Source organism: Streptomyces sp. NPDC025806 (genome assembly GCF_055558275.1).
Genome location: NZ_JBVHMU010000021.1, coordinates 13,976 through 25,980, shown reverse-complemented (window position 1 = coordinate 25,980; position 12,005 = coordinate 13,976). Strand labels below are relative to the sequence as shown.

The following is a 12,005-nucleotide window of genomic DNA, read 5'->3' as shown; positions in this document are numbered from 1 at the left end:
TCAGTTCCCTGGGTTCTCGAATCGGTAGCCCATGCCGGGCTCGGTGATGAGATAGCGCGGATGCGAGGGATCCACCTCGAGTTTGCGTCTCAACTGGGCCATGTAGACCCGCAGATAGTTCGTCTTGTCGCTCCGGGAGACTCCCCAGACTTCTTGGAGGAGCTGCTTCTGGCTGACGAGGCGGTCCGGGTTGCAGACCAGGATCTCCAGCAGATGCCACTCGGTCGGGGTCAGGCGGACGTCGTGCCCGTCGCGTGTGGCCTTCTTCGCCACCAGGTCGACGGTGAAGTCGTCCGTGGTGACCGTGCTCGTGCTCGGTGTCGTGGGCGCGGATGCGCCGCGCCGCACCGCCGCCCGCAGGCGGGCCAGCAACTCGTCCATGCTGAACGGCTTGGTGACGTAGTCGTCGGCGCCGGCGTCGAGTGCGGCGACCTTCTCCTCGGAGGCGCGGCGGGCCGAGAGCACCATGATCGGAGCCCGGGTCCCTTTCCGCAGCGCCTTGATGACGTCCACGCCGTCCATGTCGGGCAGACCCAGGTCCAGGACGACCACGTCCGGCTGCCGCGCGGCGGCCAGACGGAGCGCGGTGGCTCCGTCCGGCGCCGCGTCGACCCCGAACCTGCGGGCCTGCATGGTGATGACCAGGGCCCGGACGAGCTGGGGGTCGTCCTCCACCACCAGTACCCGCGTCATCGAAGTGCCCCCTTCGTCGTGCGTGCCGCACCGCCGCGCGCAGTCCTGCCTAACGCCGCCATCAGTTCTTCTGCGTCAACTGCTTGAGCGAAACGTTGAGTTCGAGAACGTTGACGGTGGGCTCGCCCATGAAGCCGAGGAGCCGGCCGTCCTTGTGGTCGTCGACGAGCTTCTGGACCCGCTCGACGGAGAGGTGGTTCCGCTCCGCGACGCGGTGGACCTGGAGGTCGGCGTACTCCGGGGAGATCGCCGGGTCCAGGCCCGAGCCGGAGGAGGTGACGGCGTCGGCCGGGATGTCGGCCGGGTCCACCCGGTACGTGGCGGTGGAGCTGTCCGCGACGACGGCGGCGCGGGCCTTCTTCACCTGGGTGACCAGCTCGGGGCTGTCACCGGCGAGGTTGGTGGCGCCGGAGAGGATCAGCTTGTACCGGGTGTTGACGCTGTTCGTGCCGAGGCCGTTCTGCGGGCGGCCCTGGAACCACTTGAGGTCGGGCTTCGGAGTCTCGTTGGCGCTCTTGGCGGGAAGGTTGTAGCTCTGTCCGATGAGGGACGAGCCGACGACCTTGCCGTCCGACCTGACCTCGGAGCCGTTGGCCTTGTCGTGGAAGACGGCCTGTGCGACGCCGGTCACCGCGAGTGGATAGATGACGCCGCAGACGACGGTCAGGACGATCAGGGCACGCAGCCCAGCCCACAGCAACCGGCCCGTGTTTTCAACAGAGTTGTTCATCGTGATCAGCACGCTTTCTGCGGGGTCACAGCCCGGGGACGAGTGAGATGAGCAGGTCGATGATCTTGATCCCGATGAAGGGCGCGATCAGGCCGCCGAGGCCGTAGATTCCGAGGTTGCGGCGGAGCAGCTTGTCGGCGCTGACCGGCCGGTACCGGACGCCCTTCAGGGCGAGCGGGACGAGCGCGATGATGATGAGCGCGTTGAAGATGATCGCGGACAGGATCGCCGAGTTCGGGCTCGACAGATGCATGATGTTGAGCGTGTTGAGCCCCGGGTAGATCGCCGCGAAGAGCGCCGGGATGATCGCGAAGTACTTGGCGACGTCGTTGGCGATCGAGAAGGTGGTCAACGCACCACGGGTGATCAACAGTTGCTTGCCGATCTCGACGATCTCGATCAACTTGGTCGGGTTCGAGTCGAGGTCGACCATGTTACCGGCCTCCTTCGCGGCCGACGTGCCCGTGTTCATCGCGACACCGACGTCCGCCTGGGCCAGCGCGGGCGCGTCGTTCGTGCCGTCGCCGGTCATCGCGACGAGTTTGCCGCCCGCCTGCTCCCGCTTGATGAGGGCCATCTTGTCCTCGGGCGTGGCCTCGGCGAGGAAGTCGTCGACACCGGCCTCCTCCGCGATGGCCTTGGCCGTCAGCGGGTTGTCACCCGTGATCATGACGGTCTTGATGCCCATGCGGCGCAGCTCGTCGAAGCGCTCGCGCATGCCGTCCTTGACGACGTCCTTGAGGTGGATGACACCCAGGACACGCGGACCCCTGTCGTCCTCGACCGCCACGAGCAGCGGAGTTCCGCCGCCCTCGGAGATCTTGTCGGAGAGACGGTCGGCGTCCTCGGCGACCTGGCCGCCGCGCTCCTCGACCCAGGTGATGACCGAGCCTGCCGCGCCCTTGCGGATGCGCCGCCCGTCGACATCGACACCGGACATCCGGGTCTGGGCGGTGAACTCGATCCACTCGGCGCCCACCAGTTCGCCCTGGTGGCGTTCGCGCAGCCCGTACTTCTCCTTCGCGAGGACGACGACCGAGCGGCCTTCGGGAGTCTCGTCGGACAGCGAGGACAACTGTGCCGCATCGGCGACCTCGGCCTCCGTGACACCTCGTACGGGGACGAACTCGGCGGCCTGGCGGTTGCCGAGGGTGATGGTGCCGGTCTTGTCGAGGAGCAGGGTGGAGACGTCGCCGGCGGCCTCCACCGCGCGGCCCGACATCGCCAGTACGTTGCGCTGGACCAGGCGGTCCATGCCGGCGATGCCGATGGCGGAGAGCAGGGCGCCGATCGTGGTCGGGATGAGACAGACCAGCAGGGCGACCAGGACGATCATCGTGAGGTGCTGGCTGCTGCCCGCGTTCGCGAACGACCAGTTGGCGATCGGCTGGAGCGTGGCCACGGCGAGGAGGAAGACGACGGTCAGCGAGGCGAGCAGGATGTTGAGCGCGATCTCGTTGGGCGTCTTCTGCCGGGACGCGCCCTCGACCAGGTTGATCATGCGGTCGATGAACGTCTCGCCGGGCTTCGTCGTGATCTTGACGACGATGCGGTCGGAGAGAACCTTGGTGCCGCCGGTGACGGCGCTGCGGTCGCCGCCGGACTCGCGGATGACCGGGGCGGATTCGCCGGTGATCGCCGACTCGTCGACGCTGGCCACACCCTCGACGACGTCACCGTCGCCCGGGATGATGTCGCCTGCCTCGCACACGACACGGTCGCCCACCTTCAGCTCCGTGCCCGGCACCTGCTCCTCACGGTCACCCGCCAGGCGCCGCGCCACGGTGTCGGTCTTGGCCTTGCGCAGGGTGTCGGCCTGCGCCTTGCCGCGGCCCTCGGCGACGGCCTCCGCGAGGTTGGCGAAGATCACGGTCAGCCAGAGCCAGGCGCTGATGGTCCAGCCGAACCAGTCGGTCGGGTCCTTGAACGAGAACACCGTCGTCAGTACGGACCCGATCAGCACCACGAACATCACGGGCGACTTGACCATGATCCGTGGGTCCAGCTTGCGGCAGGCGTTCGGCAGGGACCGGATCAGCGCCTTCGGGTCGAAGAGACCCGCGCCGACCTTGCCCTCTTCGGGCTGGTGACCGGTCGGCACGTCCGAATGCGGTGCCCGGGTCGGAGTGGCTGTGGACATGCTGTCCTCTGGATTCTGGGTGTTCTGGGTCTTCTTGGTGTCCTGGGTGTCGGTGCTCATCACGCGAGACCCTCGGCGAGCGGCCCGAGCGCGAGCGCCGGGAAGTAGGTCAGGCCCGTGACGATCAGCACCGTGCCGACCAGCAGGCCCGTGAACAGCGGCTTGTTCGTCCGCAGGGTGCCCGCGGTGGCGGGGATCGGCTTCTGTTCGGCCAGCGATCCGGCGAGCGCGAGGACGAACACCATCGGCAGGAAGCGGCCGAGCAGCATGGCCAGACCGATCGTGGTGTTGAACCACTGCGTGTCCGCGGACAGGCCCGCGAAGGCGGAGCCGTTGTTGTTGGCGCCGGAGGTGTACGCGTAGAGGATCTCGGAGAACCCGTGCGCGCCCGAGTTGAGCATCGAGTCCGGCGGGGTCGGCAGAGCCATGGAGACGGCCGTGAAGACGAGCACGAGGGCCGGCGTGATCAGGATGTAGCAGGCCGCGAACTTGATCTCGCGGGTACCGATCTTCTTGCCCAGGTACTCGGGCGTGCGGCCGACCATCAGTCCGGCGATGAACACCGCGATGATCGCCATGATCAGCATGCCGTAGAGGCCGGAGCCGACTCCGCCGGGCGCGATCTCGCCGAGCTGCATGCCCAGCATCGTGATGCCGCCGCCGAGGCCGGTGTAGGACGAATGGAAGGAGTTCACCGCGCCGGTCGAGGTCAGCGTCGTCGACACCGCGAAGAGGGACGAGCCGCCGATGCCGAAACGTGTCTCCTTGCCCTCCATCGCGCCGCCGGCCGCCTGGAACGCGGGACCGTGGTGGGCGAACTCGGTCCACATCATCAGGGCGACGAAGCCGACCCAGATGGTCGCCATGGTGGCGAGGATCGCGTAGCCCTGCTTGAGGGAGCCGACCATCCCGCCGAAGGTGCGGGTCAGCGCGAACGGGATGACGAGGATCAGGAAGATCTCGAAGAGGTTCGTGAAGGCATTGGGGTTTTCGAAGGGGTGGGCGGAGTTGGCGTTGAAGTAGCCGCCCCCGTTGGTGCCCAGCTCCTTGATGGCCTCCTGGGAGGCGACGGCGCCGCCGTTCCACTGCTGAGAGCCGCCCATGAACTGGCCGACCTCGTGGATCCCGGCGAAGTTCTGGATGGCCCCGCAGGCGACGAGGACGATCGCGCCGATCGCGGCGATCGGCAGCAGGATGCGGACGACGCCGCGCACGAGGTCGGCCCAGAAGTTGCCCAGCTCACCGGTGCGGGAGCGGGCGAACCCGCGGACCAGAGCCACCGCCACGGCGATGCCGACGGCCGCGGAGACGAAGTTCTGCACGGCGAGTCCGGCGGTCTGCACGACGTGGCCCATGGCCTGCTCGCCGTAGTACGACTGCCAGTTGGTGTTCGCGACGAAGGACGCGGCCGTGTTGAACGCCTGGTCCGGGTCGATCGAGGAGAAGCCGAGCGAGCCCGGCAGGCTCCCCTGGACCCGCTGGAGCAGGTAGAGGAAGAGGACGCTCACCGCGGAGAAGGCGAGGACGCCGCGCAGGTACGCGGTCCAGCGCATCTCCGCGTCGGGGTTGGCGCCGATGCCCTTGTAGATCCACTTCTCCACCCGCAGGTGCTGTTCCGAGGAGTAGACCCGGGCCATGTAGTCGCCGAGGGGACGGTAGGCCAGAGCCAGCGCCGCGAACAACGCGAGGAACTGAAGCACTCCGGCAAGTACGGGGCTCATATCTGTGCTCAGAACCTCTCCGGGTAGATGAGGGCGAGGACGAGATAGCCCAGCAGGGTGACGGCCACGACGAGGCCGACGATGTTCTCGGCGGTCACAGCTTGGTCACCCCCTTGGCGACGAGTGCCACCAGCGCGAAGACCGCGAGTGTGGTGACGACGAAGGCCACGTCGGCCATCGTGAGCTCCCTGGATGAAGGTTCGAAGCGGACTGGAACGCCGGTCTTGATCAAGCGGATGACCGGACGAATAGAGGAAACCCCCGGTCGTGGGCGGATTCGATCCCCGTTGACGGCTCTCATACGGGGGTGCGTACGCCCTTGACGCGTCCCTTACGTGGATCTGCGGGTGTCGCGACCTACGTGAGGCGGAATCGCAGCCGGCAGATGACGGCATCGGTGTCTCGGCGCACGGCGTGGGCGACGACGGCGCCACGCTGGTTCTGCAGGATCCGCTGCCAGGCATGGGCCGGCTCCACCTCGGGGATGAGCACGGTGACCCGGGTGCCGGGCTCGGCGGCGGCCAGATCACGGACGTACGCGGCCACGGGGCGGCCCAGGCTGCGCCGCTCGGCAGGGATCCGTACGAGGTCGACCCCCGGGTCCCACAGCGCCCAGTCACGCGTCAGGGCTTCCGTGGCGTCCCGGTCCTCGGGGTCGGTGTGGCACACGGTGACGGCGCGCACCTCGTCGCCGAGGGAGTTCGCGGCGGACAGGGCCTCACTGGTCAGCCGGGAGATTCCGGAGACGGGGACGATCACCAGGGAGCGGGTGCGGGTGGGGCACTGCGGGATGCGGCCGATGCCGAGCCGCTCGCCGATCCGGTCGTAGGCGTGGTGCACGGCCTGGAACGCGAGCACGAGCAGCGGCAGCGCCACCACGATGAGCCAGGCTCCGTCGTGGAACTTGGTGGCGGTCACGACGACCGCGCTGACGCCGGTGAGGACCGCGCCGAAGCCGTTGAGCAGCGCCTTGCCGATGCTCCCCGGGACGCCGCGCCAGTGCAGCACCATGCCGACCTGGGCGATGGTGAAGCCGACGAAGACGCCGATGGCGAAGAGCGGCACGAGGGTGTTCGTGTCGCCGCCGGAGAAGACCAGCAGGCCGGCGCTGATCCCGGCGAGGGCCAGGACGCCGTGCCGGTGAACCTGGCGGTCGGCCTTGAGGGCGAAGACGTGCGGCAGGTAGTTGTCGCGGGCCAGCAGCTTGAGCAGGACGGGCAGGCCGCCGAAGGACGTGTTCGCGGACAGGGCCAGCAGGACCATCGTCGCGAACTGGACGACATAGAAAGCCCAGTTGTGGCCGAGGGAGGCGTCCGCGAGCTGCGCGAGAACGGTGACACCCTCGACGGGTTGAAGGTGGAACCGGGAGATCAGCACGCTCAGCCCGATCAGCATGACGCCGAGCACGGCTCCGAGCGCGACCTCCGCATGCTGGGCGCGGCGGGCCCGCGGGGCGCGGAAGGACGGCACCGCGTTGGCGATGGCCTCGACGCCGGTCAGCGCGGAGCACCCGGAGGCGAACGCCTTCAGCAGGAGCAGCGCGCCGACGGAGGTCGCGTTGTCGGCGAGCACGGAGGCGTGGCCCGCGGCGGCCGCGGTGGAGACGGGTGCGTCACGGAACAGGCCGATGCCGATGAGGACGAGGATGGCGAGGACGAAGACGGCGGTCGGCACGATGAACGCGCGGGCCGAGTCGACGATGCCGCGCAGGTTGATGGCGGTGATCAGGACGAGGACGCCCAGGCAGATGGCCAGCCGGTCGCCGTACAGGGACGGGACGGCGGAGGTCAGGGCGGCGACTCCGGCGGTGACGGCGACCGCCACGTTCAGTACGTAGTCCAGGACCAGGGACGCTGCCGCCACGAGACTGGTCCGGGCGCCGAGGTGCTTCTTCGCGACCGCGTAGGAGCCGCCGCCGTCCGGGAACGCGGCGATCACCTGCCGGTAGCTCGCGACCAGTACGGCGAGCAGGCCCGCGATCGCGAGGGTGACCGGAAGCGTGAAGCCGAGTCCGTGGGCACCGGCCGCCGCCAGCACCAGCACGATGGCCTCCGGCCCGTACGCCACTGATGCCATCGCATCCAAGGAGAGCGCGGCAAGGCCGGTCAGAGCGGTGAGCCGGTGCCTCTCGCCTGCGGAGTCGTGCGGATCCGGAGGTTCCTCCGCGCTCTTGGTGGTGACGGGCTCTATGACGGCGGTCATGGTGTTCCTTTGCCTGGTCGCCTTCGCGATCACTGATTCGACGATCGGTGCCGCATCCTGCGGCTGGTCGAGCGAGCCCCACGACCTGAGGGGGTGGGGCACACGCTCAGGTTCTGTCCGGAGGGAGCCCACGGCTGCGCGCCCTAGCGCGTTCTTCGCGCGTGGTCTCCCTTACTTGACGACCTGTTGACGCGTTCCGGGACGTTCGGACGCGTTCAGGCGAGGCGGCGTCAAGAAGGTGTCCAGACGTGCGCTTCAACCCCGACAAGACGCGGGACGGATCCCGCGTCGGGCCCTACCGTCGGCCGCATGCGCGACACGAGCGAGGGTCACGAGGCGGTGCTCCGGGACGAGCGTTGGGCCGGAGAAGCGCGCAGCGCCGCGTTGTGCGGCACGCTCCTGCTGGTGCCGCTGTTCGGGATCGACGCCTTGTCCGGTTGGCTCACTCTGTGGCGCTCGGCGCTGTGGGTGCTGCACGGACTCACGTTCTGCCTCGTGCTGTGGCCCTCCCGCGTCAGCGTCTCCGCCGACCGTCTCCCCGCTCGTGGTCCGTGGCGGGAGCGCACCGTGTGCACCGACCGGCTGGTGTCCGTGCGTTGGTCCGACGGCGTGCAGCAGAGGATGGTCTTCCGCGACGAGCTGGGCGGCAGGGTCACGGTCGACCCGCGCGTCTTTGTCGCCAACCCTCCGCTGTGGCGCATGCTCGACGCCGGTGCCCGGGCGTCGGTCGAGCGCGGGCTGCTGCTGTGCGGTGAGACCGCGCTCCAGCAGTTGGCCCGCCGCGTGGACCGAGAGGTGGCGCGGGCCCGGATCCGGTACTCCGGGCTGCGCTGACGCCGACGTGTCGCCCCAGATCACCAGGTGCTGGGAGCGGGCGCCCTCATGTCTCGTAGGCAGATGGAGGGCGAGGCCAAATCGAGACCGACAGCGGCTTCCGGCCCTCCCCCCCGAGAGAAGTCGTACGTGGCGCCGCTCCGGACGGCTGATCCCGGCCCCGGTCTCGGCCGGCCAGGGACATCAGAACCCCGTATGGAAACGGCGGGGACCGTTGCCCGGCCCCGCCCCACCCGGTTCGATGGACAGCGTGAACAGCACGTGGATCCTGCTCGACCGGCCACCTCATCAGGTGCCCCGTCGCGCTCCCCGCTGTTGGCGAACGTCCGCCCTGCGCTGACCAGTTCGCCGATCTCGCCTCGGGGCGCCGTGACCCGTCCGGCGCCCGGTTCCCGATTCCGTTTCCGTACGCCCCGCCTCGCGGGCGAGGCGTACCCCCACCCTTGGACCTTCCATGCCCGAAACATCCCTGTCCGGCCGCACGGTCCTGGTGACCGGCGCAAGCTCCGGCATCGGCTACGAGACCGCCAGGACGCTCGCGGAGCGCGGAGCCACCGTGCTGCTGCACGGCCGCACCGCGGAGGAGGCGAGCGCGGCAGCCGACAAGCTGGTCGCGTCGTCGGCCGGTGTCAGCGCGGACCAACTGTGCGTCTTTGCAGCGGACTTCACCCGTCTCGACGAGGTCGAGACCCTCGCGCACAAGGTCGTCCACGTGCACCCGGACCTGGACGTCCTCGTCAACAACGCGGGTATGGCCGCCCCCGAGCGGCACACCGTCACCGCCGACGGCAACGAGATCGCCTTTCAGGTCAACTTCCTCGCCCACTACCTTCTGACGTGCCTGCTCGAACCCGCGCTGACCACCGACCCGGGCGGTCGCGTCGTCAACGTCTCCTCTTCCCTGCACCGCACCGCCAACATCCAGTGGAGCGACCCCAACCGGGCCCGCCGGTACTCACGCCTCGCCGCGTACGCGCAGTCACAGCTCGCCCTGACGGTGTTCGCGGCGGACCCGCGGGTCACCGCCGTCTCCGTACATCCCGGCGTCTGCGACACCGCGCTCCTGCCGTTGTACGCCGACGAAGGCGTGACGCCGCCGAGGGGGCGGCCCACGTGGTCAGGTTGTGCGATCCGGCGGTGGAGATCGTCAACGGCGCGTACTACGACCGTGACGAGCGCGTCGAGCCGGCGCCTGCCGCGCAGGAGGGCCGCACGGTCAAGCGCCTGAACAAGCTGGCGGACCTGCTGGTCGGCCGCACTGCTACGACGGCTTGAACGCCCTTCCGCCGGCCAGAGGTGACCCCGGCCGCGGGGTGCGCACCTCGACAAGATCCTCTGACGAGGTGCCAAAGGCACTACTGGGTATCGAGGTGCCGGCGGGAGCTTCCCTGCCGGTTGAGGGCCTGGTAGCGGTTCGCCAGGGCGTGGAACACTTCCTTGGGTTCCCAGGGCATGTCCGGGTACTGTCGCGCGTCCGTCGGATAGCCGCTGTGTTCGTCGAGGATCTTGACGATGCCGTAGGAGGCGAGATCGGGGTCCGGTCCGGACAGGCGGTGGGGGGTGCCGTAGCCGGCGAAGCTGAACCAGAAGACGGAGTCGACGCCTTCGGCCTCGAAGACGGGCATGAGCTCGTCGAGACAGCGGACCTGCTCGCTCTCGTCACGCACCAGGTGCGGCTTGGGGGTGACACCGTCCGGCTCCATGGCCACGTACCAGCCCGCGCCGCCGTGGTCACCCGCCCCCTGGAACGTGCAGCAGCCGACTTCCATGACGGCGACCGGCTTGCCGTGGGTGAACTCCCTGCGGAGGTCGTCACGGTATGTGGCCGCGTTGCGGAGTCCCCGGAAGGCATCGAGGCCGACGATGTCGAACGGGCTCCAGTCCACGCCGTCCAGGGGGCACGAGGCGTAGCTGACCGGACCGGCGAAGAGGGGGCGGACGGTGCGGACGACGTCGCCGAGGAAGGCGTTGACCTTGTCGGGCAGGGGCCGGAGCGCGGCTTCGCGATCGGGGCCGGCCAGGACCGGGATGCGGTCGTTGAAGGTGTCGCCGGGCAGGTACCCGCGGGCGAAGATGCTCAGTTCGCAGCCGGTGACAAGGACGACGTCGGCGCCGTCACGGCGCAGGCGTTCGGCCCGCTCGGCGCAGTCGGCGAAGTACGGCAGCATCTCTTCGTCGGTCATCTCGCAGGGGAACGGTGAAAACCAGACCTCCAGCCCGGCGGCTGCCGCATGCCGCGCGGTGGTCTCGATCCGGTCCGGATCGCCGCCCGTGATGCGGATCGCGGTGCAGTGCAGGTCCTCGGCGATGACCCGCATGTCCCGCGCGACGACGTGGGCGTCGAAGACGGGGCGGGAGGTCTCGCCGTTGGGGAAGGTGCCGGTGTCGTAGTGGATGCCTTTGCCTCGCATGCCGTGCGCCTCCGATGAGAATCCGCGTGTCGCCTACAGCGCGATCGTCGAGCCTCCAGCGGCGTCAGAGTCAAGCAAGCCCGGACAGTGACGAGCCGTTCGACTCCGGTCGCCGTCTCGGCATCCGCGCGTCTGGAAGCGAGCGAGAATTCGGCCATGACGACGGACGCTTCAGGCGCGGACAAGGTGGAAGCGGCATGGCAGGAGCTGCTCGACTCCGACCGTGTGAGCGCCGAATTGATTGCGGCGGCACACGCCGAGCCTCGGCTGCGGCAGCTCTTTCCCTGGGTCGGGATGTGGGAGCTGCACTTTAGCCGCTGCACTGAGCGGCGTTGGACCTGGGACGTGCCCTACATCGGCCCGGCAGCAGCCGGACCGGGCCACGCCGGGCCGTACTACGTGGAGGGACCTTCGCGGACCCAGAAGATCGGGAGAGCTGATACAGCGCAGGAGGCGATCGCGATGGTCGTGGACCGACTGCCTCTCCACTGTGGCCCCGCGTTCAGCGGCACGCCCGAAGAGCTGGCCGTGTATGAAGGGGCAAGAAACCTGTGATCGACCGGAGTTGCCGACTGGGGGGGCGGGTCGCTCAGCTGCGCAGCGGGGTCCGGCGGCGCCAGCGATCCGCCGCCTTCTTTATCTTCCGAGTCCGCCACCATCCGCCGAATTCCGACTCCCACCCCTGCGTCTTCAGGACCAGGACGTTCTCCGGGTCGCCGGAGCGCTCACCGAGCGTGTCCAGTGCGCCGAGGTGCACATCGCGCTCGAAGTCGTCGTTCGCCCCGATGAACGCCCAGAAGACGGGAGCGTGGGCCGCCCGCTTCAATGTGGCGATGACGGCGGCTCCGTCGTGCGGTGCGGCGGTCAGCACGACGACGGCGAGCGTGGGTCCGGCCAGGTCGCCCGTGGCCGTGACGATCGCTTCGAGCGTCGGCGCGAGCGTGAATCCCCCTGGCCCGAAAGCCTTGTTCTCCCTCACCAGGTGCTCGGCCGCGTTGCCCCGGCTCTCACCCCGCAGGGCGTCGACCGGGTCGCGCCTGGCGAACCACTCGCCGACCCATTGCTCCATATCTCCCGGCCCGGGTACCGGAATCCGGACCGGGTCCCGCCGGAACAGCCAGAACGCGGCGGGCGTCTCACGGAAACTCCTGCGGGCCATCTCCACGCAGAACCGCGCGCCGTCGACGGCCAGATAGTCCAGATCCCCTTTGGGAGCTCCCACCGCCACCGCTATGTGCACAGGAAATCTCCTCAGTGGCGCGCAGGAGTCGTCG

11 protein-coding genes and 1 pseudogene are annotated in these 12,005 nt (G+C 69.0%); 3 read left to right on the top strand and 9 right to left on the bottom strand.

The features are described from left to right. From ACZ4E1_RS34185 to ACZ4E1_RS34155, 7 genes are all read right to left on the bottom strand, one after another. A complete protein-coding gene (locus ACZ4E1_RS34185; protein WP_467546840.1) occupies window positions 1–693 on the bottom strand; it encodes a response regulator in 693 nt (230 codons plus the stop codon). A gap of 61 nt (window positions 694–754) precedes the next feature. Next, window positions 755–1,423, bottom strand: coding sequence for a potassium-transporting ATPase subunit C (locus ACZ4E1_RS34180; RefSeq protein WP_467547001.1), 669 nt, complete (start codon window positions 1,421–1,423; stop codon window positions 755–757). Between the two features lie 25 nt (window positions 1,424–1,448). Next, complete coding sequence (gene kdpB, locus ACZ4E1_RS34175) at window positions 1,449–3,623, bottom strand: potassium-transporting ATPase subunit KdpB (protein ID WP_467546839.1); 2,175 nt, start codon at window positions 3,621–3,623, stop codon at window positions 1,449–1,451. Continuing rightward, a complete protein-coding gene (gene kdpA / locus ACZ4E1_RS34170; protein ID WP_467546837.1) occupies window positions 3,623–5,284 on the bottom strand; it encodes a potassium-transporting ATPase subunit KdpA in 1,662 nt (553 codons plus the stop codon). The genes kdpB and kdpA overlap by 1 nt, the downstream gene beginning before the upstream one ends. An 8-nt stretch (window positions 5,285–5,292) precedes the next feature. Continuing rightward, window positions 5,293–5,382 (bottom strand): K(+)-transporting ATPase subunit F, encoded by a 90-nt coding sequence (kdpF, locus tag ACZ4E1_RS34165; protein ID WP_467546835.1) that lies wholly within the window; start codon window positions 5,380–5,382, stop codon window positions 5,293–5,295. Further along, a complete protein-coding gene (locus ACZ4E1_RS34160; protein ID WP_467546833.1) occupies window positions 5,379–5,516 on the bottom strand; it encodes a hypothetical protein in 138 nt (45 codons plus the stop codon). The genes kdpF and ACZ4E1_RS34160 overlap by 4 nt, the downstream gene beginning before the upstream one ends. 125 nt (window positions 5,517–5,641) lie before the next feature. After that, window positions 5,642–7,486 (bottom strand): APC family permease, encoded by a 1,845-nt coding sequence (locus tag ACZ4E1_RS34155; RefSeq protein ID WP_467546831.1) that lies wholly within the window; start codon window positions 7,484–7,486, stop codon window positions 5,642–5,644. A 309-nt stretch (window positions 7,487–7,795) separates the two neighbouring features. On the opposite strand from ACZ4E1_RS34155, the gene ACZ4E1_RS34150 reads away from it, so the two are divergent. Continuing rightward, the gene (locus ACZ4E1_RS34150) at window positions 7,796–8,320 is read left to right on the top strand and encodes a hypothetical protein (RefSeq protein ID WP_467546830.1); all 525 of its coding nucleotides are present in this window, start codon (window positions 7,796–7,798) and stop codon (window positions 8,318–8,320) included. Window positions 8,321–8,774: 454 nt separating this feature from the next. Next, window positions 8,775–9,595: pseudogene (locus tag ACZ4E1_RS34145) on the top strand (SDR family NAD(P)-dependent oxidoreductase). An 80-nt stretch (window positions 9,596–9,675) separates the two neighbouring features. On the opposite strand, the gene ACZ4E1_RS34140 reads toward ACZ4E1_RS34145, so the two are convergent. Then, entirely contained in the window at window positions 9,676–10,731 is a 1,056-nt protein-coding gene (locus tag ACZ4E1_RS34140; protein WP_467546828.1) for a hypothetical protein, read from the bottom strand. Window positions 10,732–10,887: 156 nt separating this feature from the next. On the opposite strand from ACZ4E1_RS34140, the gene ACZ4E1_RS34135 reads away from it, so the two are divergent. Beyond that, a complete protein-coding gene (locus tag ACZ4E1_RS34135; RefSeq protein WP_467546826.1) occupies window positions 10,888–11,286 on the top strand; it encodes a DUF6193 family natural product biosynthesis protein in 399 nt (132 codons plus the stop codon). Window positions 11,287–11,320: 34 nt separating this feature from the next. Here the strand turns inward: ACZ4E1_RS34135 and ACZ4E1_RS34130 are convergent, their stop codons facing one another. Continuing rightward, window positions 11,321–11,953, bottom strand: a complete 633-nt coding sequence (locus tag ACZ4E1_RS34130; protein ID WP_467546824.1) for a vWA domain-containing protein — start codon at window positions 11,951–11,953, stop codon at window positions 11,321–11,323. Between the last annotated feature and the right edge of the window lie 52 nt (window positions 11,954–12,005).

Coding starts and splice junctions, on each gene's coding strand:
- ACZ4E1_RS34185 (WP_467546840.1), bottom strand. CDS start 693: ATGACGCGGGTACTGGTGGTGGAGGACGACCCCCAGCTCGTCCGGGCC.
- ACZ4E1_RS34180 (WP_467547001.1), bottom strand. CDS start 1,423: ATGAACAACTCTGTTGAAAACACGGGCCGGTTGCTGTGGGCTGGGCTG.
- kdpB (WP_467546839.1), bottom strand. CDS start 3,623: ATGAGCACCGACACCCAGGACACCAAGAAGACCCAGAACACCCAGAAT.
- kdpA (WP_467546837.1), bottom strand. CDS start 5,284: ATGAGCCCCGTACTTGCCGGAGTGCTTCAGTTCCTCGCGTTGTTCGCG.
- ACZ4E1_RS34155 (WP_467546831.1), bottom strand. CDS start 7,486: ATGACCGCCGTCATAGAGCCCGTCACCACCAAGAGCGCGGAGGAACCT.
- ACZ4E1_RS34150 (WP_467546830.1), top strand. CDS start 7,796: ATGCGCGACACGAGCGAGGGTCACGAGGCGGTGCTCCGGGACGAGCGT.
- ACZ4E1_RS34140 (WP_467546828.1), bottom strand. CDS start 10,731: ATGCGAGGCAAAGGCATCCACTACGACACCGGCACCTTCCCCAACGGC.
- ACZ4E1_RS34135 (WP_467546826.1), top strand. CDS start 10,888: ATGACGACGGACGCTTCAGGCGCGGACAAGGTGGAAGCGGCATGGCAG.